This window comes from Solwaraspora sp. WMMD791, from assembly GCF_029581195.1.
In the GTDB taxonomy this organism is placed as follows: Bacteria; Actinomycetota; Actinomycetes; order Mycobacteriales; family Micromonosporaceae; genus Micromonospora_E.
In genome coordinates, this window is record NZ_CP120737.1 from 2,521,056 (window position 1) to 2,543,411 (window position 22,356).

18 protein-coding genes are annotated in these 22,356 nt (G+C 72.4%); 10 read left to right on the plus strand and 8 right to left on the minus strand.

The genetic code is table 11. The features are described from left to right. The first annotated feature begins 205 nt into the window (after nucleotides 1–205). Together O7623_RS11065 and O7623_RS11070 are read left to right on the plus strand one after the other, a co-directional pair. Nucleotides 206–637, plus strand: coding sequence for a hypothetical protein (locus O7623_RS11065; protein WP_282228525.1), 432 nt, complete (start codon nucleotides 206–208; stop codon nucleotides 635–637). A 169-nt stretch (nucleotides 638–806) separates the two neighbouring features. Continuing rightward, nucleotides 807–1,223, plus strand: a complete 417-nt coding sequence (locus O7623_RS11070; RefSeq protein ID WP_282228526.1) for a hypothetical protein — start codon at nucleotides 807–809, stop codon at nucleotides 1,221–1,223. 205 nt (nucleotides 1,224–1,428) lie between these two features. Here the strand turns inward: O7623_RS11070 and O7623_RS11075 are convergent, their stop codons facing one another. From O7623_RS11075 to O7623_RS11085, 3 genes are all read right to left on the minus strand, one after another. Further along, entirely contained in the window at nucleotides 1,429–2,730 is a 1,302-nt protein-coding gene (locus O7623_RS11075; protein ID WP_282228527.1) for a hypothetical protein, read from the minus strand. Nucleotides 2,731–3,385: 655 nt separating this feature from the next. Then, a complete protein-coding gene (locus O7623_RS11080; protein ID WP_282228528.1) occupies nucleotides 3,386–4,141 on the minus strand; it encodes a trypsin-like serine protease in 756 nt (251 codons plus the stop codon). Between the two features lie 206 nt (nucleotides 4,142–4,347). Continuing rightward, nucleotides 4,348–5,430 carry a LuxR C-terminal-related transcriptional regulator gene (locus O7623_RS11085; protein ID WP_282228529.1) on the minus strand — a complete coding sequence of 361 codons (1,083 nt, stop codon included), beginning with the start codon at nucleotides 5,428–5,430 and terminating at the stop codon, nucleotides 4,348–4,350. Nucleotides 5,431–5,500: 70 nt separating this feature from the next. Here O7623_RS11085 and O7623_RS11090 point away from each other — a divergent pair, with 70 nt between their 5' ends. The 3 genes from O7623_RS11090 to O7623_RS11100 are packed head-to-tail and all read left to right on the plus strand — an operon-like array spanning nucleotide 5,501 to nucleotide 8,682. Continuing rightward, nucleotides 5,501–8,065 (plus strand): VWD domain-containing protein, encoded by a 2,565-nt coding sequence (locus O7623_RS11090; RefSeq protein WP_282228530.1) that lies wholly within the window; start codon nucleotides 5,501–5,503, stop codon nucleotides 8,063–8,065. 35 nt (nucleotides 8,066–8,100) lie between these two features. Then, nucleotides 8,101–8,277 carry a hypothetical protein gene (locus tag O7623_RS11095; protein ID WP_282228531.1) on the plus strand — a complete coding sequence of 59 codons (177 nt, stop codon included), beginning with the start codon at nucleotides 8,101–8,103 and terminating at the stop codon, nucleotides 8,275–8,277. 45 nt (nucleotides 8,278–8,322) lie between these two features. Further along, entirely contained in the window at nucleotides 8,323–8,682 is a 360-nt protein-coding gene (locus O7623_RS11100; RefSeq protein WP_282228532.1) for a hypothetical protein, read from the plus strand. 215 nt (nucleotides 8,683–8,897) lie between these two features. Here O7623_RS11100 and O7623_RS11105 read toward each other — a convergent pair whose 3' ends face one another. Further along, a complete protein-coding gene (locus O7623_RS11105) occupies nucleotides 8,898–10,985 on the minus strand; it encodes a prolyl oligopeptidase family serine peptidase (protein WP_282228533.1) in 2,088 nt (695 codons plus the stop codon). Between the two features lie 177 nt (nucleotides 10,986–11,162). On the opposite strand from O7623_RS11105, the gene O7623_RS11110 reads away from it, so the two are divergent. Continuing rightward, on the plus strand, nucleotides 11,163–12,746 hold the full coding sequence (locus tag O7623_RS11110) for a restriction endonuclease (protein ID WP_282228534.1): 1,584 nt from the start codon (nucleotides 11,163–11,165) through the stop codon (nucleotides 12,744–12,746). Nucleotides 12,747–12,776: 30 nt separating this feature from the next. On the opposite strand, the gene O7623_RS11115 is transcribed toward O7623_RS11110, so the two are convergent. Beyond that, entirely contained in the window at nucleotides 12,777–13,535 is a 759-nt protein-coding gene (locus tag O7623_RS11115; RefSeq protein WP_282228535.1) for an SDR family oxidoreductase, read from the minus strand. A 204-nt stretch (nucleotides 13,536–13,739) separates the two neighbouring features. Between O7623_RS11115 and O7623_RS11120 the strand changes: the two genes are divergently transcribed. Together O7623_RS11120 and O7623_RS11125 are read left to right on the plus strand one after the other, a co-directional pair. Further along, nucleotides 13,740–14,141 carry a hypothetical protein gene (locus O7623_RS11120; RefSeq protein ID WP_282228536.1) on the plus strand — a complete coding sequence of 134 codons (402 nt, stop codon included), beginning with the start codon at nucleotides 13,740–13,742 and terminating at the stop codon, nucleotides 14,139–14,141. A gap of 151 nt (nucleotides 14,142–14,292) precedes the next feature. After that, complete coding sequence (locus O7623_RS11125; RefSeq protein ID WP_282228537.1) at nucleotides 14,293–15,066, plus strand: hypothetical protein; 774 nt, start codon at nucleotides 14,293–14,295, stop codon at nucleotides 15,064–15,066. Nucleotides 15,067–15,112: 46 nt separating this feature from the next. On the opposite strand, the gene O7623_RS11130 is transcribed toward O7623_RS11125, so the two are convergent. After that, nucleotides 15,113–16,369, minus strand: coding sequence for a D-arabinono-1,4-lactone oxidase (locus O7623_RS11130; RefSeq protein ID WP_282228538.1), 1,257 nt, complete (start codon nucleotides 16,367–16,369; stop codon nucleotides 15,113–15,115). A 113-nt stretch (nucleotides 16,370–16,482) separates the two neighbouring features. Here O7623_RS11130 and O7623_RS11135 point away from each other — a divergent pair, with 113 nt between their 5' ends. Both O7623_RS11135 and O7623_RS11140 read left to right on the plus strand, forming a co-directional pair. Beyond that, complete coding sequence (locus O7623_RS11135) at nucleotides 16,483–17,487, plus strand: 2-hydroxyacid dehydrogenase (RefSeq protein WP_282228539.1); 1,005 nt, start codon at nucleotides 16,483–16,485, stop codon at nucleotides 17,485–17,487. A gap of 352 nt (nucleotides 17,488–17,839) precedes the next feature. After that, complete coding sequence (locus tag O7623_RS11140; RefSeq protein ID WP_282228540.1) at nucleotides 17,840–18,517, plus strand: discoidin domain-containing protein; 678 nt, start codon at nucleotides 17,840–17,842, stop codon at nucleotides 18,515–18,517. 63 nt (nucleotides 18,518–18,580) lie between these two features. Here the strand turns inward: O7623_RS11140 and O7623_RS11145 are convergent, their stop codons facing one another. Together O7623_RS11145 and O7623_RS11150 are read right to left on the minus strand one after the other, a co-directional pair. Further along, nucleotides 18,581–19,813 carry a bifunctional glycosyltransferase family 2/GtrA family protein gene (locus O7623_RS11145; protein ID WP_282228541.1) on the minus strand — a complete coding sequence of 411 codons (1,233 nt, stop codon included), beginning with the start codon at nucleotides 19,811–19,813 and terminating at the stop codon, nucleotides 18,581–18,583. 205 nt (nucleotides 19,814–20,018) lie between these two features. Further along, nucleotides 20,019–22,139, minus strand: a complete 2,121-nt coding sequence (locus tag O7623_RS11150) for a glycosyltransferase family 39 protein (RefSeq protein ID WP_282228542.1) — start codon at nucleotides 22,137–22,139, stop codon at nucleotides 20,019–20,021. Nucleotides 22,140–22,356: the final 217 nt, after the last annotated feature.

Below are 22,356 nucleotides of genomic sequence, written 5' to 3' on the forward strand. Positions count from 1 at the left end.
ACGCGGCGGGTGGCCCATGCCCGCACGTACAGCGCGCCGACTCCCGCAGCCGCCACGAGGAACCGACGGTCACATATCCCGGTGACGGCTGTCAATAGTTGGCAATCTAAACATAAGAATGCCCGTTCGAGGGGGCGGTCCGGAGATCACCGGACCGCTCCGCCGCCGGCCGACAGGTCGGCCCGGCGACACGTAAGGTGACCGGGTGGGACAGGACGAGCAGGACTGGGCGCGGCAGCGACAGCGGGCCATCGCCGCGCACGCGGCCGACCAGCACCAGCGCGGCACCGCCGAACAACGACAGGCCGCCGCCCAGGTCGCCGACTTCGTGGCCGCCGCCCGGGACCGGGGCCTGACACCGCAGCCACTGACCGCCCGGCCACACCGCGGCTGGGGACGCTACCGGACCGGGCTGTACGGCTGGTACCTCAAGTCTGACCGGTCACTGGCCGTCGGTACCGACGGAAACCTCTACCTGTTGGAGGTTCCGGCGAGCCTGCGAGGGCGAATCGTCGGCGCCCAGGTCACGCCGATGCGCCCCCGCCTGGTGATCGGTGCCGGCGGGCGCGACGGCGAGTCGATCCCCCTCGCGATCCTGCTCGAGCGGCGTCTCGCCGTGCCCGACCAGCAACCCTGACGCCCGACCCGCCCGTTGTCCTCGATTGGACAACACCGCACTTAATTACTCTCCGGATTTATATATACACTCTTAGTTACATCGCCATCTGGTGGGCCCCCGGACGACGATCCATCACCCCCGGCGCGTCACGACCACGCCGCTGCGCGCCGTACCCCGAGGAGTCACCATGTCCGAGTCCATCAGCGCGGAACAGGGCACCGCCGTCACCGAACAACCACCGACCACCAAGACCGACCGCGAACGCGCCAGCATCGCACTCGTCCCCGCCACCAGCGCCGGCATGCCGCCGACGGCGCAGACCTTCTTCGCCGTGGTCAACGCCAGTGGCGGCCTGGTCCGCGGGTTCGGAGCGGTCTCCGCCACCCGGCTGGCCGCCGGCACGTACCAGGTGGTCTTCAGCCACGACCTGACCGGTTCGGCCTACATCGGCACGATCGGTCTGCCCGGCAGTGTCGGCGCGTCCGCTCCGGGTGAGATCACCGTCGTCGGCCGGGCCGGCATCCCGAACGGGGTGTTCGTCCAGACCTTCACCAGCGCAGGGGTGCTCGCCGACCGCGCCTTCCATCTGGCGGTCGTCTCCTGAGTCGTGCCCCCCGCAGGGCCGACACCGGCCCGACTGGACCCCGGGGGCCGGTACGCCCGCAGCCGCAACGACGCGGTTCGTAGCCCCGAGGCGGCGCGTGCCGGTCCCCGGCCAGTCACCGGGCCGACAACGCCGTGACGGGCGTGGACTCCGTGGAGTCCACGCCCGTCACAGGCGGGGGATCGATGCTTTCAGTAGCGGGTGATCAGTTCACCACGATCCGGACCGAGTCGAAGGCCGGGGTCTGGTTGGCCCGCTCCGACATCGGCACCCGGTGCGAGCCGTCGCCGGCCCAGACCGAACACTGCACGGTACCGGCCTGCGGCATACCCGAGACCTGGATCGTCACCTGGTCGGGCTGAGCGCCGCCGCCGCCGTCCTCGGTCGCCACGAAGAACTCCGGAACCGGGGCCGGGTCCGGCGCGACATCGGTGGACTGCAGCAGACGGCAGGCGGTGTGGAAGTGGCCCCGGGTCAGGCCCTGCTCGTTGAGCAGCGAGCTCTCGATGTAGTAGCCACCCTGACCGGCCGGCAGGAAGCGGTCCCGGATCAGGTTGCGGGTGCTGACCCGGATGGTGAACGGCTCGTTGACGTTGACTTCCTGCGGGAACTCGGTGATCAGCAGCGACGGGTTGTTCCCGGCCGAGCCGACCTCACCCATCTCGGTGTCGACGCAGCGGTTACCGATCTGGAAGCCGTCGTGGTCGTCCAGGTTGCTGTTCTCACAGCTGTTGGCCAGGATCTCCAGGCCGTTGTTGCCGCCGTCGTTGTTGCCGCCGTCGTTGTTGCCGCCGTCGTTGTTGCCGCCGTCGTTGTTCCCGCCGTCGTTGTTCCCGCCGTCGCCATTGTCGCCACCGTTGTTCCCGCCACCGTTGTTGTCGCCGCCGTTGCCCGGACGGTTGACCAGCTGGCAGGTGGCCAGCTCATCGAGGTTGCGGGGACGTGGGGCGACCCGGCCGATCGAGATCGCGATGCGGTCCAGCGTGGCGACCCGCTTGCTGGCCAGCGGCCCGAGGATCGCGTTGTTGATGAAGTTCGGCCCGCCCTCGCCGACGCTGTTGGCCAGCCGGTTGTTGGCCTCGTCGATCTGGGTCTGCAGCAGCTGCAGGTTGCGGGTCACCTCGTTACGCGCCGCCGCCGGGATCTCCGGCAACTTGTCCTCCACCGAGGGACACTCGATCGTGGGCGCGGCGAGCACCGTCGTGCCGCTCTCGCACTCCTCCAGCGTGGTCTGACCGTCACCCCAGTGGTGACGCACCTCGCGTCCGTTCTCCCTGGTGACGGTCGTGGTGACGCCGCCCTCGGCGGTCGATCCCGGGCTGGGGGCGATGCATTCGGATGAGGTCCTCAGCTGATCGTTGGCCGAGGACACCTGGGTGACCGCGACGATCCCCGCGAAGACCGTGACCGTGCCGAGAACAGCGATGATCCGCTTGTTCCGGCCGCTGACGCCGCGCTGGCCTCGGCCACGCGGGGTCGAACTGCGCCGTTGTGCCGACCTGTACATGGGGGTTTACCTACTCCTTCTCGTCGAGGGCGGCGCGGTTGACAGGCGTCGTCCGGTGGAGGCAGCCGTACTCTGTTGTGCTGGTCAAACGGGTGCCTTCAACACGCCCACTTCCTATGCCGGAACGAGATCGCACCACGTTTACGCGATCACACGCTAAAAGCGGGTTTCCGGCACTGTCAAGCAACACCAACCCACGACTGGGTCGACTCACAGTTAGTGGAAAATTGGCGGACATCCCTCAACCGGCCGACATCATACTTTCGGTCAATGCTGGGGGTTCAACGTCGCACCAGAAAACTTGTTTCCGCAGGTCAGGGCCGTACAGGACCGGTCATCGGCATTCACCCCGTTCGACCATCCCGAACCGGCATTTCACCCCCCGCGACCGACCGGAGACGGAACGGATACGACGCAGGTCCGCGCAGTCGAGCAGTGAGAAAATCCACGCCGGCGACCCCGATTCGCCCAAGCGGAGAGCGCCGACAAGTCGATGTCACCGGTAGCGGCAATCGTCGACGCAGAGTGCAACCGGACACAACATCCGAACGGCTGGAGCTGACTCGACGCGTCCGCGCGGGCCGGCACACCCGCCCGCGCAGACAGATGCGCCGTGCCGGGCGGACCGGCACGGCGCACCTGGTGGTGTCGACGATCAGGCAGGCAGGCCGCCCACCTGGGTGTTGATCCAGCTCCGGATCGACGACAGGTCGCCGTAGATCGACGGAGCGGTGGCACAGGTCGAGCTGTTGTTGCCGGCCCGGCTGGTCGCACCGATCAGATGCCAGCGGCCGGAGATCATCCGCACCTGCGGGCCACCCGAGTCGCCGTAGCAGGCGCCCGCGTTGCCATTGGTGTTGTTGGTGCAGATCTCGTAACTCCCGTCGATGCCGAGGCACCGGCTGTCCGCCACGATCGACGTGTCGAGTTCGTGCGCGATCGTCGGCGCCGAGCCGCAGCCGCGCGGCGCACAGGTCTGACCCCAGCCGATGATCCGGGTCGCGGTACCGACCGCGCCGGAGGTGGTCGGAATCGGGGCCGGCGCATAGCTGACCGAGCTGGCCAGCTGCATCAGCTTGACATCGATCCTCGGGTGGTTGACCGCCCGGATCACGGAGACGACGGTGCCGCCGCTGCTGCGGTTGACGCTACCGACCCGTACCGAGCTGGGCGTCGGGCAGTGCCGGGCGGTGACCACCCAGTTCGCCTTGATCAGCGAACCGGTGCAGCCCGAGGTGTAGACCAGGAACGGGTAGTTCTCGGTCGCCTGGCGGCCGTTGACCACCAGGATGCCGATGTCGTCGGCGGTGCTCGACGGGGGCGCGGCCTGAGCCGCGGCGGGCATCGCCAGAGTCGCGGCGGCCAACCCGGTGGCCAGCAACAGCCGGGACAGGAGCGGGAATACCTTCATCGTGCGGTGTCCTCATCGTCGGGGGGTTCCCGCGACCACCTTGTGGGCGGCGCGGCGAAACGACAGGTGGTGCGCCTGAGCGACAGGCACTTCGGGTACCCGGCACGAACACTATCGACAAAAACAACAACTTCAATATGTACGGGGATACCGGTCCTGCCCTATTACGGCGTGATGAGGCATCCGCAGTCGGACGTCACAACGCCTCACCGGGACGGCGTACCGTCCAGCAGGGACCGCAGCCGGGCGACCGCCGCCGCCCGATGACGCACCCCGAGCCGGGCGAACACCGCTTCCAGGTGCTTGCGTACCGTCGCCGGGGCGATGCCCAGCTGGCGGGCGATCTGCTCGCCAGTGGCCCCGGCCGCCAACTCGACGGCCACCTGGCACTGCCGGGGAGTCAGACCGACCGCCGCCAGACGTTGCGGGCCGTCCGGGCGGGGCCGCAGCAGCACCACGTGCGGGCCGACCGCACTCGGCACCACCACCGCCTCCAGGGTGCCGGCCGGCCCGGTGACCGGCAGCGGCGCGGACCGGGTGGCCGGGGTCGCCGGATCGTATCCGGCGAGCACCGCGCGGACCGCCGCCAGCGGCCCGTCCGGCAGCAGCGTGCCGTCGGCGACGTCGAGTCCGTACCGGGCGGCGCAGGGCACCGCGCCCGGGGAACTCGTGGTCACCCGGCCGTCGTCGTCGACCAGCACCACCGCCCAGCCGTGCGCGCCCAGCGTGGAGCCGAGCATCGCCGAGTCGGCCCGCAACTGCACCGCCCGGTAGGCGTGCACCAGGTGCGGGCGCAGCAACGCGAAGATCCGTCGGTCGGCCGGGTCGAAGCCTTCCTCGCCCCGGTTGACGCCGAAGGCGACGAGCACCCCGGGTGGGGCCGGCAGCACCACCGCCAACTGGCTGCGGATGCCGTTGGGCTGGTAGAACTCCCGGTCGAGAGTGGTGCCGTGGACGGTGCCGAGACCGTCGTCGCCCCACCCGAGCACCCTGGTGTCACCGGTGCTCAGCGCGTGCCGGACCAACGGGTTGTCCATCATGTACGCCTCGAACGGCGGTTGGTAGCGGCGGAACCAGCCAGGGCCGGGGTCCGGGTCGATCAGGGCGAAGGCCCGGCCGGCGGGCGGATTCAACTCGTTGTACGACACGCTCAGCGCCGGGATCAGCTCCCGGATCCCGGCGCAGGCGGTCCGCGCGTAGCTGTCCAGGTCGGCGGCACCGATCATCCGGTCGACCAGGTCCAGCAGGATCTCCGCGCCCGGCGCCGGCGACGTCGCGGTGGTGGTCACCAACTGACCGTACGACGGTACGTCAAACGTCGTATTGCCCGGCCACGACGGGTCCGGCCACGCTGGGCAGATGTCAGCAACGGTCACCGTCCGCCGTCGGCGACCGCTACGCGGTCCCCGGGTGACCGGCGTACCGGTGCTCGTCGCCACCCTGGTGCTGGCCGGCTGCGGCTGGTTCGACCGCGACCCGGACCCGGACCCGGCCGCCGGTCCGCCCGCCGCCAGCGGCTACAGCGCCCGGCCGGTCACCGATTTCCTGCCCGCCGGGGTGACCGTCGCGACGGGCACCGGGTCGCCGCGACCGGCGGGGACGGCAGGCGGCTACCGGGTCCGCGCCTGGGACGGCTTCACCGGACCGTGGGGGGACGGGGTGCCGTGGTCGGGCACCCTGCGGCTGGCGCTGCCGGATCCGTCGAGTCGGCCGACCGCGTACCCGGTGACCTCGGCCGGCGGCATGCCACTGCCGCAACCCGCGATCCACGTGCTCGACCTCGACGGCGGCGGCACCGCGAAGGTGCTCACCGACCCCGCCGGACGTCGGGTGGGTGCGCTGGCCGCCTCGCCCGGCCGGTATGCCAGCCTGCTCGACCTCGACGGTGACGACACCGTCGACGTCCTGGACGTGATCACCCTCGACCCGCCGGGGCGGCTGGTGGCCTACACCGCGACCGGCGAGGCCTACCACGCGGCGGTGGCCGCCGGCGGCGCCGACTGCACCGGTGCCGGCCCGGATGGCTGGGACCTGCGGGTACGGCTGGTGCTCGACTGCTCCGGCAGCCCGGTGCCGGCCACCGCCCGACCGGCGTTCGCGCCGGTCGGTCACCACCGGGCGGTCGGTCACCCCTGGGCGGTCGGGAGCCTCCGGACGGCGGGTCATGCCCAGCCGGACCCGGGGGCCGCCGCCGAGATCGTGGTCACCGCGCGGGACGCGGCGTCGGCGGTGACCGACGCCGGCCGGCCCCCGACCGCCGACGACATCGCCGACGCCACCCGGTTCGCCGAGGACCTCGACCGGTACGGCGGGGCCGTCGTCGCCGGGGCGGTGCTCAACGACCTGCTCTCCGACTCGATGCCGTCCTGGCTGCCGGACGTGCTCGCCTGGGTCGGCGACCAGACCGGGTCCGAGGTCGACGCCGGAGCCGCCGGACGGCTGCTGTCGCGCTCCACCGACGACCTGCTCGAGCTGGCCCGGATCCAGATCCTGCTGCTCGGCGGCGAACCGACCGGAGTCGACGAATCCGACGCCGACGCCACCGGCGGGTGCGCGTTGCGTGACGCGCAGACCGGCACCTGCTACGACGGGTCCGACGGCGTCGGCCAGTCCTGGGGCGACCCACACCTACGGACCTTCGACGGTCTCGACTACGACTTCCAGGCCGTCGGCGAGTTCGTCCTGGCCCGTTTCACCGACGACGACGCCGAGGTGCAGGTGCGCTACCGCCCGTACCGGGACTCGGACCGGCTGTCGACGACCGGCGCGGTCGCGGTCCGGCTGCCCGGCGGGGTGGTCCGGATCGACCACCCCGGGACCGGTGCCGACGCCGTCACGGTCACCGTTGCCGACGGGACCACCGGCCCAGGCGAAGCGCTCGGCCCCGACGGACGGCGAACCGTCGGCGACCAGCAGGTGGTCCGCGCCGGCCGCCTCCTCCAGATTGGACTCCCGGGCGGTGGGCGGGTCTTCGTGGCCGCCCGCGCGTCGGTGCTCGACGTCGCCGTCGTGCCGGCCGGGCGGCCGGTCACCGGTCTGCTCGGCGACGCCGACGGCGACCGCACCGACGACCTACGGACGGCTGCCGGGCGGACCCTCGACCCGGCCACACCGGCCGCCGCCGACCTCTACGGCGGGTATGCCGACAGTTGGCGGCTCACCGACGCCACGTCGGTGCTGCCGTACCCGGACGGGACCGGCACCGACGACTTCACCGACCGGGCCTTCCCCGCCGGGCCGACGACGCTCGCCGGGCTACCGGCCCGGCAGCGGGCGGCGGCGACGGCGCTGTGCCGCCACCGGGGCGTCACCGACCCGGCGCTGCTCGCCGGCTGTGTGCTCGACGTCGCCGGCACCGGCGAGGCGGACTTCACCGCCGGTGCGGCCGCAGCGCAGCGGGCCACCGGACGTGCCGCCGACGACCGGGTCCTGGCGGTCGCCGACCGGCGCTACCCGGTGCGCGGCTGGGCGGACGGGGTCGAGCGGGCCGCCGCCGTCGACGCCGGCCTCGTCGGCAAGGACCCCGCCGACGCGCTCGGCCCACGCGACGTCCGCAACGTGCAGCTCGGCGAAGGCGACACCGAGTGCGAGTTCCCGCTGGTGCTGCGCCTGTCGGCGACACCGCTGACCGACGGTCCCGGCGCCGACCTCGGCGTGGTGCAGATCGGCGCGGGCGACGCCCGCTACCAGGTGTGGATCGCGGCCACCGGCTCCGACCGCTGGCGGTGGGTCGGCACCGGCGACGGACCGACCGTGTTCGACCTGGCCGGAGTGCTCGACGCCGACCAGCGGGCCGACCGGATCCGGCTGTGCGATCCGCCGGCCGACGTCGACGGATCCCGACGCGACGACCGTCAGCTCGGGCCGGCGATCGACGCCGTCGCCGCGCTCGGCATCACCGACGCGGTGACCCTCGCCCGGTGAGGCGCAGAAATACGCACAGTCGAGGAGGAGACCGGATGTCGACGAGGTGGCGGACCGGCGCGGTGACGGGTGCGCTGGTGATCCTGGTTTCCGGCTGCGGCTCCAGCGATGCCGCCGCCCCGCCACCGGACGGGCCCGGCCCGTCCGCACCGGCCGCCACGGAGGCGTCGGCGGCACCCCGATCGGGTGGCGCGCCAGCGGCCGGCGGGTAGCTGCCCGACGAACAGACGCTGTGCGGAGCGGTCGACGAGGCCCCGGTGGTCGACGTGCTCGGCGGGCCGGTCGCGGTACGCGCGGTCAACCCGCCCTCCGGCAGCGCGGTGAACGTCTCCTGTGTCTGGGAGAACGGCAGCGGCACCCGCAGTGTCACGATCCGCGTCGGCAGTACGCCGGACTTCCGCGACGCCGTCGACAACGACCTGCTCGCCGAGTACGGCGAGGGAGAGTTCACCGGGCTCGGCGTCGAGGCGCACCGTACCGTCTACAAGGGCGTCATCCTGGCCGGCCCGCACGGCTGGGCGGTCGAGGTGGCGATCGCCGGCACCGTGACCCCGACCGACGGGCAGCTCACCGCGCTGGGCCGGGCCGCGCTCACCGCCGCCGAGGCGACCTCCTGACTACGTGACCTGGCCGCGCACCCGGACCGCACGGCTCGGCAGGTCGCCTCGGCGCTCGCGCACCGCCGACGCCACCGCACCGCCGACGCCACCGCACCGCCGACGCCGCCGCGCCGACGACGCGATTTCTACACGGCATACCAATTGGCGCGTAGTCGACGTCTGCCAGGTAGAAAACGCGGTGCCACGCCAACTGTCGTCCAGGGTGCCGGCGGTCACCGCTGACCGGTCAGGGTGCGCCGGACGAACTCCAGCAGCAGCGCCCATTTGAACGCCGCCTGGCCGTTGTCCGCCGCCGCAGAGTGTCCACCTTCGATGTTCTCGTGGTAGGTGACGTCGTAGCCGTACTCCCGCAGCCGGGCGACCATCTTTCGGGCGTGACCGGGGTGCACCCGGTCGTCGCGGGTCGAGGTGAGAAACAGCGACGGCGGGTACCCCCGGGCGGGCCGGACGTTCTGGTACGGCGAATACTCCCGCAGGAACGCCCAGTCGTCCGGGTCGTCCGGGTCGCCGTACTCGGCCATCCAGGACGCCCCGGCGAGCAGCTTGTGGTAGCGGCGCATGTCCAGCAGCGGCACCTGGCCGACGATCGCGCCGAACAGCTCGGGATAGCGGGTCAGCATCACCCCCATCAGCAGCCCGCCGTTGCTGCCGCCGTAGCAGCCCAGCCGGTCCGGGGTGGTCAGGCCCCGGGCGACCAGGTCGGTGGCGACGGCGGCGAAGTCCTCGTACGCCCGGAGCCGTTCGGCCCGCAGCGCGGCGGTGTGCCAGCGTGGTCCGTACTCGCCGCCACCCCGGATGTTGGCGACCACGAAACTGCCGCCCCGGGCCAGCCAACCGGTGCCGATGACCCCGCTGTAGGCCGGTGTCCAGGAGATCTCGAAGCCGCCGTACCCGGTCATCAGAGTGAGCCCGGCGGCGGACCCGGACCCGGAGGAATCCGCAGACCCGGAGGACCCGGCGGAATCGGCGCCGGTGACCAGGAAGTACGGCACTTCGGTGCCGTCGGCGGACACCGCGAAGAACTGCCGGACGGTCAACGCGTCGGCGTCGAAGAACGCCGGCCCGGTCTTGACCGGATGCACCGGACCGTCGACGCTGCCGTGCAGCAGGGTCGGCGGGCGGGTGAACCCGGAGGTGTCGAGGAGGAACTCGTCGCCGAGATCCGGTTCGGTGTCGGAGATGTCGGTGTGGTCGAAGCCGCCGGCGTCGGGCAACGTCCGCCGCTGCCAGCCGTCGTCGCCCGGCGTCAGTACGGTGATCTCGCTGCGGACGTCGGTGAGGGTGACCAGCAGCAGATGGTTGCGGGTCCAGGCGTGGTAGCTGAAGGCGGTGTGCTCGGTCGGGGTGAAGAGTGTGGTGAGCTCGCGCTTGCCGGCGAGGAACTCGTCGACCGGGGTGACCAGCACCGCCCCGGCCGGGTGGGTGACGTCCCCGGCCAGCCAGGGGCTGCGCAGCTCGATCAGCAGCCACTGCCGGTGCAGGTCGATCTCGGCGTCGTCGGGTACGTCGAGCGGCTCCCACTCGCCGTCGCCGCGCAGCAGGTAGGTCCGGCTGCGGAAGAACTCGGTACGCCGTACCGCCAGGTCGCGTTCGTAGCCGGGGGTCGGGTCGTGCACGGCGGAGACGGTGACGTCGTCGGTCTCGCCGGCGAAGGCCACCGGCGCGTCGGCGAGCGCCGTGCCGCGTCGCCACCGGCGGACGGTCCGGGGGTAGCCGGAGGTGGTCAGGGTGCCCTCGCCGAAGTCGGTGCCGACGTAGATGTGGTCGATGTCGATCCAGCAGACGCTGCTCTTGGCCTCCGGCACGACGAAGCCGTCCGGGACGAAGCCACGGGTGGTGAGATCGAACTCGCGGACCACCGCGGCGTCGGAGCCGCCCCGGGACAGGGTGATCAGGGCCCGGTCGTACGCCGGCCGCAGCACCTGGGCGCCCTTCCAGACCCAGCTCTCGCCTTCGACGCGGGCAAGCTCGTCGAGGTCGAGCAGGATCTCCCAGTTCGGCCGCGCCGCCCGGTACTGCGCGAAGGTGGCCCGTCGCCACACGCCGCGCGGGTGATCGGCGTCCTGCCAGAAGTTGTAGAGGTACTCGCCGCGCCAGGTCGGGTCGGGAATCTTCTCGGCGGAGTCGAGCACCTGTTTGATCCGGTCGCGCAGCACCCCGAATCCCGGATCGTCGGTCCAGGCGGCAGCGGTGGCGGCGTTACAGGCCCGGACCCAGTCCAGCGCCGCGTCGCCGTGCACGTCCTCCAGCCACAGGTACGGGTCGTCGCCGCCCGCCACGTCGTGGTCCTGCTCCGCCACCGGTCCGCCCTCCCCTGCCCCGGCCCGCTCTCCGAGGTACGCACCAGGATAGGCAAACCCGTCGTACGGCACGGAACGCCCGGGCGGTGGAGACTGGACGCTACCGTGACGGTCGGACAAGATTGACGCACGTCCAGTGATGGGCCGGCGCGATGATCGGGGTCGACAATGAGCAGCATGCGGGAGGCACAGCGGGCGCACGCACAGCAGGTGCACGCCCAGCACCGCACCCAGGCCTTCGCCTACCGGCAGCACCAGCAGATGCTGTGGGAGGCGGAGAACGCCCGGCAGGCCGCCGAACGGGCCGCCGCCGATGACGAACGCCACCGCAAACGCCTGTACACCGAGGCCCGGGCGGCCAAGGTCGCGGCGGCCAACGCGAATCTGCGCTCCCGGGTGGCGGAGCTGGAGGACCTGCTCGCCGACACCCTCGCCGTCGACGACCACATCGATCTGAACCGGCTCAAGCGCACCGCCGCCCCGCCGCCGTTCGACCCGGGCCCGCTCGCCGTGGCGCTGACCCCGCCGAAGTGGTCCGACTTCGCGCCACCGGCACCGGCCGGGCTGGGCAAGATGTTCGGCGGCGAGGTCCGCCACCAGCAGCAGGTCGCCGAGGCGCAGCAGGCGTTCGCGCAGGCCACCGCCGACCACGAGGCGGCGGAGGCGCAACGGCAGCGGCGGCTCGCCGCCGCTGAGCAGCGCTACCGTGAGCAGTGCGAGAAGCTGGCCGCCAAGGCCGCCGCGCACAACGCCGCGATCGACCGCTTCTCCGCCGTCTTCGCCGCCGCAGATCCGAAGGCCGTCGTCGAGTACTTCGGACTGGTACTGGGCAACTCGGTCTACCCGGACGACTTTCCGCAGCGGTACCGGCTGGCGTACCTGCCGGAGTCACGGCAACTGGTGGTGGAGTACCAACTGCCCACGGTCGAGGTCATACCCCGGGTGCGCGAGTACCGCTACCAGCCGGCCGAGGACGAGGTGACCGCGGTCGGCCGCCCGGCGGACGAGATCGCACAGCGGTACGCCGACGTGGTCACCCAGATCACCCTGCGCACCGTGCACGAGCTGTACGAGGCCGACCGTACCCGGCTGGTCGAGACGGTCTGCCTCAACGGCATCGTCGACACCCTCGACCCGGCCACCGGGCGACGGGCCCGCCCCTGCCTGGTCAGTCTCCGGACCACCCGCGACGAGTTCGTCGCGATCAACCTCGCCAAGGTCGATCCCGCCGCCTGCCTGCGCCGGCTCGACGCCCGGCTCTCCGCCCGCCCGGCCGAGCTGGCACCGGTGTCGGCCGTGGTCGACTTCGACCAGGTCGACAAGCGGTTCGCCGACGAGATCGACGTCCTCGCCGACCTCGACCAGCGGCCCAACCTGCTGGCCATGCCGGCCGAGCAGTTCGAGCAGTTGATCGCCGACTTGTTCGTCAAGCTCGGACTGCAGATGCGGCAGGTACGCACCACCGACGACGGCACGGTGGAGTGCCTGGCGCACGACCCGCGACCGTTGTTCGGTGGCACCGTGGTCGTGCTGGCCCGACGCGGTGGTGGCACCGTCGACGTCTCGGCGGTACGTGACCTGTTCGGCGTCGTCCAGGCGGAGAACGCCTCGAACGGCATCCTGGTGACCACTGCCGGTTACGCGCCGGCAGCGCACGACTTCGCCTCCGGCAAGCCGCTGGAGCTGATCGACGGTTCCGCGTTGCTGCACATGCTCGCCGAGGCCGGCGGGGTCAAGGCACGGATCGACAGCCGGACCTGAGCACCACCGTCGGGACGGCCCGACACCGGATCAGGCGGTGTGGCCGCCGTTGACGGTGATCCGCTGCCCGGTGACGAAGGCGGCGCCGGGCGAGGCCAGGTAGCAGACCGCCGCCGCCACGTCGTCCGGCGTACCGATGCGCCGCAACGGCACTTCGGCGGCGTACCCGCGCAGCGCCTCGTCGGTGGTGCCGGCGTGCCGCTCCACCGGGATCCATCCCGGGGCGACCAGGTTGACCGTGATGTTCGACGGGCCCAGCTCCCGGGCCCAGGTACGGGTGAGGCCGACCTGCGCGCCCTTGGCCGCGGCGTACGCCGACCAGCCGGGGGTCCCCCGGTCGAACATGTCCGAGCCGATCTGGACGACCCGTCCCCCGCCGGCCGCCCGCATGCCCGGCAGCACCGCCTGCACCAGCAGGGTCGGGCTCTTGACGAAGAAGGTCAGCTGGTCCAGGTGGTCCTGCCAGGTCAGCTCCTCGACGGCCCGTTGCGGCTGCGGTCCGGTGGCGTTGGCCACCAGCACCCGGACCGGGCCGAGTCGCGCGGCGACCGCCGCCACCAACTGCGCCACCTCGGCTTCGTCGGTCACGTCGGCACCGAACGCGGCGGCGCTCCCACCGGCAGCCCGGATGTCCGCCACGACGGCGGCCGCGCCGGCCGTGTCCGACCGGTAGTTGACCGCCACCGCCCATCCGTCGGCGGCCAGTGCCCGGGCCATGACCGCCCCGAGCCCCCGGGACGCCCCGGTCACCAGCGCGGTACCCCTGCGTTCGGTCCTGTCGTCTGTCACCGGCCCATCCTCCCCTGCCAGGTCGATGGGCCCGACGCCTCCCCTGCCCACGTCGATGGGCCCGCCGCCTCCCCTGCCCACGTCGATGGGCCCGCCGCCTCCCCCTGCCCAGGTCGGTGGGCCCACCGGCGACGCCGGTGGACCGCCCGTCGGCTGCGTCACGGTCGACACCGGTGGTCCCGGCGACGCGTTACATTTGTCGGCATGTCAGGCGACGCCGCACACCGCGCACCACTGTGGTGGGTGGCACGGTGGTGCGGCCGGGCCCTGACCTACCTGGCCCTCGCGGTCCTGGCACTGTCCGCCGGCACCGCCGATCAACCGTACGGGTGGTCGCCGGCGGTCACCCCGGTGCAGGTGAGTGCCCTGCCGACGCCGACCGGCGGTGGTGCCGCCACGCCGCACCGGGTGTCGGCGAACGGCCAGAGCGTCCCTGTCACCCGGCAGGCGACGCCGGTCCACGGCGGTCCGGCCGCCGATGGCGCACCGGAACGCCTGCTGTCGAGGCCCACCGACGCCGGCGCGACCTCGGCGTACGCCGCAGCGCCGGCACCGCCGCGCGCCCCGCCACGCCACGCCGACAGCCCGCGACCGCAGGCCGGTTGACTCCCGCTCGCCCGCTGGCCGGCTGAATCCGCGACGACGCCACGGCGCTGCGACGACGCGACACCGCGTTCCGCGCCGGCATCGATCCGTGTCGACGTACGCCCGCCAGTGACGCCACCCCTCTTGTTCAACCTGACCGACGAGGTGACCGATGACCGACATGGCGCTCCACCAGTTCCTGTTCGAGGTACCCGGGGCGACCGTCACCGGGATCGCACTGCTGCTGGCCGCCGCCGGTGCGCTGGTCCTGCTGACGATGCGTACCCGGCGGACCGGCGGGGTCGGTCGTCGCCCGGGGCGGCGGAGCCAGCGGATGGCGCAGGCCCGCGACGCCTACCGCTACGCCGGCGAGGTCGCCGTCGCCGCCGCCCGGGCCGAGCGGACGGTACGCCGCCGACACGACCAGTGGCAGCAGGCCCACGCCGCACTCGACCTCGCCTGGCAGGACTTCGACGCGGCCGACCGGGCGGTACGGCGGCTGGCCGCAGCCGCGGCCCTGCCGGTGCCGACCACCGACCGGACCCCGGCCGAGTACGCCGACCGGGAACGTCACCTGCACCGGGCGGCGATGGCCGCGTACTGGCGCCGAGAGCTGACCGTACGGCAGCTGACCGACGCGTTGGCCAACCGCAACGGCTGGGATCCGCGCCGGCACCCGGTGGAGCAGGAGCTGGCGCTGCGCAGGATGGTCCGCGACGAACGCTACCGGCAGTACCGGTCCGTCGGCGAACGGGAACGCGCTGCCTGGCAGGCGGTGGAGTCGGCCCGTACCGCCGCGCGCTGCCTGCGGGCGGAGGCGATCGTCGCCGAGGCCCAGGCGTGGCGGTTGCGCCGGTGGCGGCCACGGGTCACCGGGCCGGTCACCGCCGCCGCCGGCGGCGGCGCGACCGCCGCGATCGGAGCCAACGGGTGGCAGCCGGCGTGAATCCGCCGATTGGCGCGGCGATGCCCGACCCCCGACGGCCGGGCGGTCAGCGGGGGAAGTAGCGGTCCAGGAAGTCGTTGTGGAACACCCCGGCCGGGTCGTAGCGGACCAGCAGGTCCGCGAAGTCGGACCACCGCTCGTAGCGGCCGGCGAGCACGTCGGCGTCGACGGTGAACAGTTTGCCCCAGTGCGGCCGGGGCGCGTACGGCGCGAGTGCCTGCTCCACGGCGGTGACCACCGGCAGCACCGCCGCGGTGTCGGCCACCCAGGTGAAGTGGATCGCGACGGCGTCACGCCGGTAGTTCATGCTCAGCCACAGCTCGTCGGCGGCGACCGTACGGATCTCGCAGACCTGCAGCACCGGGGCGATCCGCTCACGAAGCCCGGCCACCGCGTCGAACGCGGCCACCACGTCGCCGGCCGGCACCAGATACTCCGACTGCAGTTCGGCACCGCTGCTCGGCGTGAAGTCCAGCCGGAAATGCGGCAGCCGGTTGTGCCACGGGCCGGCCACCCCCAGCTGGCTGGTGCAGTTCTCGGCCGGCATCCCGGGCACCGGATGACGCGGCCCGTCGGCCGCCGTCAGTCCCCACCCGTCGGCGTCCACCGGGGTGGCGTCGCCGTCGGTACGCCGTTTCACCCACACCTGGTCGACGTCGGTGCTGCTCCAGTCGGTGAACAGGCTGACGCTCCAGCCGCTGGCCGCGATCTGCTGCCAGTGGGCGACGAGGGACTCCCGGGTGAGCCCTTCGTAGACGTACTGCGCCACGTCGAAGCTCGGCTGGATCGCGAGCGTGACGCTGGTGACGACGCCGAGTCCGCCGAGGCTGACCACGGCACCGGCGAAGTCCGGATGGGTGTGGTCGAGCCGGACCAGGTCACCGCCCGCGGTCACCAGCTCCAGCGCGCGCACCGCTGTGGCGAGGTTGCCGTTGCGGCGGCCGGAGCCGTGGGTGGCGGTGGCGCAGGCCCCGGCGACGGAGATGTGCGGCAGCGAGGCCAGATTGTGCAGCGCGTAGCCGTGGGCGTGCAGGTGTCCGGCGAGTTCGCCGTAGCGGATGCCGCCGCCGGCGGTCACTGTCGACGACGCGGCGTCGATCGTCACCTCGGTCGGCAGGTTGGCCAGGCTGACCAGGTCGCCGTCGGTGTCGGCGAGCCGGTTGAACGAGTGCCCGGTACCGAGCACCCGCAGCCGGTCCGCCCCGGCCACGATCCGGCGCAGTTCGTCGACGCTGCCCGGACGGTGGACCTGGCGCGCGGCGAAGGTGACGTTGCCCGCCCAGTTGGTGACCGCTGCGGCCATCGGCCCGACCCCCTCTCCCCGACCCCGCTCACCGTACCCTGGATGCGATCCGTCCTCGGGGCGGTCCGGTCGGTAGATCGGTGACCACGCCGGTCGAGCACGGAGGTGGCGTCATGCGCGTGGCGGTGTTCAGCACGAAACCGTACGACACGCGGTTTCTGACCGAGGCGAACGCGGCGGCCGGGCACGACCTGGTGTTTCTGGAGCCGAGGCTGTCCCCGGAGACCGCGCCGTTGGCCATCGGCGCCGACGCGGTCTGTGCCTTCGTCAACGACGACCTCAGCGCGCCGGTACTGGAGACGCTGGCGCACGGCGGGGTCCGGCTGATCGCGTTGCGCTCGGCCGGGTTCAACCACGTCGATCTGGCGACCGCGCGGCGGCTCGGGCTCACCGTCACCCGGGTGCCGGGCTATTCGCCGTACGCGGTCGCGGAGCACTGCGCCGGGCTGATCCTGGCGCTCAACAGGAAGATCCACCGGGCGTACAACCGGGTACGGGAGCACAACTTCGCCCTCAACGGACTGCTCGGCTTCGACCTGCACGGGCGGACCGTCGGCGTGGTCGGGACCGGCAAGATCGGCGTCCGGTTCATCCGGATCATGGCTGGTTTCGGCTGCCGGGTGATCGCCGCCGACCCGTACCCGTCGGACGAGGCGGTCGCGGCCGGAGCCAGCTACGTGCCGTTGTCGACCCTGCTCGCCGAATCGGACATCGTCACCCTGCACTGTCCACTCACACCCGAGACGCACCACCTGATCGACGAGGAACGGATCGCGCAGATGCGCGACGGCGTGATGCTGATCAACACCAGCCGGGGCGCGCTGGTGGACACCGCCGCCGTCATCCGGGGGCTGAAGAGCGGCAAGATCGGCTATCTGGGGCTGGACGTGTACGAGGAGGAAGCCGACCTGTTCTTCGAGGACCTGTCCGACCAGATGCTGCGCGACGACCTGTTCTCCCGGCTGGTGACCTTCCCGAACGTGCTGATCACCGGTCATCAGGCGTTCTTCACCGAGGAGGCGTTGCACAACATCGCCGCGACCACGATCGCCAGCATCACCGCGTTCGAGCGGGAGGGTTCCGCTGCCCGGATCGCCCCCGACGCGCTGGTGCGGTGAGCTGGTCCGACGCACCTTCCACCGCGCTGAATCCGCCGTACGGTTGCGCCACCACCCGGGTCGCTTGCTAACTTGCCCCGTTGTTCGTCCGACAAGCCCGGCAGCGCCTACCGGGCGGTGTCGGCAGTCGCGGGGGGCGTCGTGTCCGTAGAGGAAGAACTGCCGGACCGTCCGGTCGCCGGGCGCACCAGCGCCACCGGCAGAGCAGCCGGAGCCGGCGCAGGCGCAGCTGGCACCGGAGCAGCCAGCGGCGGCGCCGACCGGGCTACCGGGCGCGGCGGCCGGGGCCGGGACGGCCCGACCCGGCGGACGCCGACGGCTGCTGCTGTGCTCCGCCGGGACGCTGGTCGCCGTGGCGGCGGCCCTGCTGTGGTGGGTTCCCCGCCACGACCCGCCCACCGCCGCACCGCCGCCGGACCCACTGTCGGCGGTCGCGCCGCAGATCTCCGCTGCGGACGTCACCCCGCCCGACTCCACCGGATCGGCGGCACCGACGGCGAAGGCGACACCGGTGTCGCCGTCACCCGGTCCGACGGGGTCGACACCACCGGAGCGCTCGGCCACGCCCGCCGCCGTACCGCCGTCGTCCGTACCGCCGTCCGCGTCGACCGATCCCGTGCCCCGGGCCGGACGCCCTAATCCGGACGAGCGCAACCTGGCGCTGCGACGGCCCGTCTCGGCGTCCAGCGCGGAGGCACCACATTTCGGGCCCTCCGCCGCCGTCGACGGCGACCTCGGCAGCCGGTGGAGCAGCGCGTTCCGCGACCCGCAGTGGATTGAGGTGGACCTTGGAGCGCTGTGGCGGATCCGCAGTGTCACGCTGCACTGGGAGCACGCGTACGCCGTCGCGTACCGGGTGGAGACCTCGGCCGACGGCCGGCACTGGTCGACCGGGTACGCGACGCGTACCGGCACCGGCGGCACCGTCCATCTCGAACTTCCCGGGACCGACGCCCGCTACGTACGGATGTCCGGCACGAAACGCAACGGCCAGTACGGCTACTCGCTGCTGGAGATCGAGGTCCGCTGACCTCGACCCGGTCCACTGACGGCGTCGTCGCTCGGCCCCGTCCGCTACCGCCGTCGTCGCCGGTCAGCGGCGGAACACCCAGCCACGCAGCAGCAGGAAGCGCGCCACGGTAGCCGCGAGGTTCGCCGCCACCAGCACCGCCACCTCGACGGCACGGCCCGCGGCGGGCGCGGCGGCGTCGAGCACCGCCAGTGAGCCGCTGGTCAGCGCCAGCCCGAAGACGAACACCGCCAGGCCCTGCAGGTGGTGCCGGCCGACGCTGCCCCGGCCACTGACGCCGAAGGTGAACCGGCGGTTCGCAGCCGTGTTGCCGACCGCGGTGATCAGCAGGGCCAGCAGGTTCGCCGACTGTGCCGGCAGACCGGCCCGCAGCGCCGCGAAGATCACGACGTACGCCAGGGTGCTCGCCACCCCGACCCCGGCGAACCGGATCAGCTGGCCGGCGAGCCCGGCACCGGCCGGGCGGCCCAGTTCGCGGCGGACCTCGGCCAGCGGCAGGGACCCGGTGGCCAGATCCCGTCCCACCCGCGCCATCCCCTTGAGGTCGGCGATCGCGGTCGAGACGATGTCGACCCGGCTGTCCGGGTCGTCGATCCAGTCCACCGGGACCTCGTGGATGCGCAGACCGGCGCGTTCGGCCAGGACCAGCAGTTCGGTGTCGAAGAACCAGCCGGTGTCGCGGACCAACGGCAGCAACCGGTCGGCGACGTCCTTGCGGATCGCCTTGAACCCGCACTGCGCGTCGGAGAACCGGGCGGCCAGGGCTCCCCGCAGCAGCAGGTTGTAGCCCCGGGAGATGATCTCCCGCTTCGCTCCCCGGACCACCCGGGAGCTGCGGGACAGCCGGCTGCCGATGGCCAGGTCCGAGTGGCCGGAGATCAGCGGCGCGACCAACGGCAGCAGTGCGGCGAGGTCGGTGGACAGGTCGACGTCCATGTAGGCGAGGACCGGGGCGGGCGAGGCGGACCAGACGGCGGCGAGGGCCCGGCCCCGGCCCTTCTGCGGCAGGTGCGTCACGACGACCCGGGGCAGGTCGTCGGCGAGGGCGGCGGCGACCTGGGCGGTACGGTCGGTGCTCGCGTTGTCCGCGATGGTGATCCGGAAGGGGTACGGGAACGTCTCGACGAGGTGCTGGTGCAGCCGTCGCACGCAGGGCTCAAGGTCGCGTTCCTCGTTGTGGACCGGAATCGTGACGTCGAGCACGGGCGGCGGACCGGTACGGGATCCGGCCTCGTCGGAGCGTGGTCGCGGACCGGTCAGCGCGGTGCCGTCGGCGGGAAGCATCGTGGTGGACATGCCTCGACGGTGCGGCGGCGGGCTGGGCGGGCGTTCGGACCGGCCTGTGTCCCCGCTGTGCGGTTGGCGACGGTCAGGTGAACGCGTCCGGGCCGGGAACGGGTGACCAGCTGGACGACGCGACGCCGCCCCGGCGGTCGCGGCTGCTGCGCCGTGACCGCCGGGGCGGCGTCGCCGGTGTCGTTGAGTCGGTCGCCGGTGTCGCTCAGCCGGCGGTGAGGTCGTACACGGTCACGCCACCGATCTCGGTCGCGGTGAAGGTCTGCGTCACCCAGGTCGCGATCTGGTCGGCGGTGTCGCTGCCCGAGTCGCTGCGTGGCAGCGATCCGGCGATGAAGTAGTGGATCGCGCCGTCGGCGACGTACTGCTGGAACTCGGCCAAGGTCGGTGACGGGTCGCTGCCGTTGAAACCACCGAGCGCCATCACCGGCTCCTCGGTGGCCAACTGGTAGCCGGCGGCGTTGTTGGCGCCGACCGCCGCGGCGACCCAGGTGTACGCGTCGGCGTCGGTACGCAGCGCGACCACGAGCTCCTCGGGGGCGGTGGCGGCGTTCAGCAGTCCGCCCATGCCCCCGCCGGGTCCGGCCGTACCGCCGGTCGGGCCGCCCATGGTGCCGCCCATGGTGCCGTCCGGCTGGCCACCGGCGGGGCCACCGTCGCCGGCCCGGCCGACGCCGCCGGGTCCGCCCCCGCCGTCGGGTCCGCCCCCGCCGTCGCGGCCGCCGGCCCCACCCGGCCGACCCATCCCGCCCGGCCCGGCCATCCCACTGGTGACGGCCGGTCCCGCGCTGGGAATCGATCCGGTGTGGGCGGTCGCGGCGGTCTGTACCGCGTACCCGGTCGGTCCGGCCAGCACCGCGATCAGCGCCGCACCGGCCGCGACCAGCCCGAACCGACCCGCCGACCGACCCGCCAGCAGCAGCCCCACCACCGCGCCGGTGCCGAGCACCGCGACCGCGACACGCAGCCAGGGCTGCCAGTCGGCGCTGCGGCTCAGCAGCGTCCACGACCAGGCCGCGCTGACCGCCACCGTCGCGGCGAGCAGCGCGCGGGCCCACAGCCGGTGGCGCCGCTGCCACAGGGTGGTCGCGCCCATGCCGACCACCGCGCCGACCGCTGGCGCGAGGGCCACCGTGTAGTACGCGTGGTAGATGCCGGCCATCAGGCTGAACACCAGGCCGGTGGTGAGCAGCCATCCTCCCCAGAGGAGGAATCCGGCCCGTACCCGGTCGGTGCGCGGGGCCCGTGCACGCAGCGCGAACCCGGCGACCAGCAGGATCAGCGCCGCCGGCAGCAGCCAGGCGATCTGTCCGCCGTTGTCGGCATCGAACAGGCGGGTGAGGCCGGTCTGCCCCCAGCCGCCACCACCACCGACCGAACCGACCTGCTCCCCGGTGATCCGGCCGAGTCCGTTGTAGCCGAGGGTCAGCTCCAGGATGCTGTCGGACTGGGATCCGCCGATGTACGGGCGGTAGCGTGCCGGGACGAGTTCGACGATCGCGATCCACCAGCCGGCGGCACCGACGATGGCGACACCGCCGAGCAGCAGGTGCACGATTCGGCGACGGACCGGGGCCGGCGCGGCGATCAGGTACACCAACGCGAAGGCCGGTACGACCAGAAGCGCCTGCAGCATCTTGGTGAGGAAGGCGAACCCGATCGCGGTACCGGCCAGCAGCATCCACCGGGCGCTGGCGGTCTCCACCGCCCGGACGGTGGCGTACGCGGCGGCGACCAGCAGCAGCACGAGCAGCGCGTCCGGGTTGTTGAACCGGAACATCAGTACGGCGACCGGGGTGACGGCCAGCACGAGGCCGGCGATCAGGCCGGCGGCCGGGCCGTACCAGCGCCGGACGGTGGCGTGGAGCAGACCGACCGCAGCGACGCCGGCCAGCGCCTGCGGCAGCAGGACCGACCATGAGCTGAGCCCGAACACGCGTACCGACAACGCCATCAGCCACAGCGACGCCGGGGGCTTGTCGACGGTGATCGAGTTGGCGGCGTCGGAGGATCCGAAGAAGAACGCCAGCCAGCTCTGTGACCCGGCCTGGGCCGCCGCCGAGTAGTAGGCGTTGGCCCAGCCGGAGACGTCCAGCCCGGTCAGGTAGAGCGCGGCGGTGGCCAGGAGGAGACCGCCCAGTGCCGGCCGGGCCCAGCGCGGATCGCCGGGCGGACCGTGGATCAGGCGTCGCCACCGGGTGGCCGGCTGGTCGGCGTACGGCTGGTCGGCGTACGGCGCTCCCGGCCCGGCGCCCAGGTCCGGACCGGGTGGTCCGTCCTGGCTCGGCGGTCCTGCCGGTACGGGAGCAGACAGTGTCGAGGTCATAGGTGAAGGTTCGGCTGGCCAGCTCGCCAGGCCGTGTGCGGCGGCTGTGCACCGGCTGTGAACCTGCGGGCCGCTTGTGGCGGATTGCCACTTGGTTTCATCACATGTCGTCTGAATTGCGGCAATGTTACGAGAAGTCAGTGCACTCGCCCTTGACACTGTCGCCGGGCAGTCCCTATGGTCGGCTTAGTTGTACATGGTTGTCCATGAACAAGAG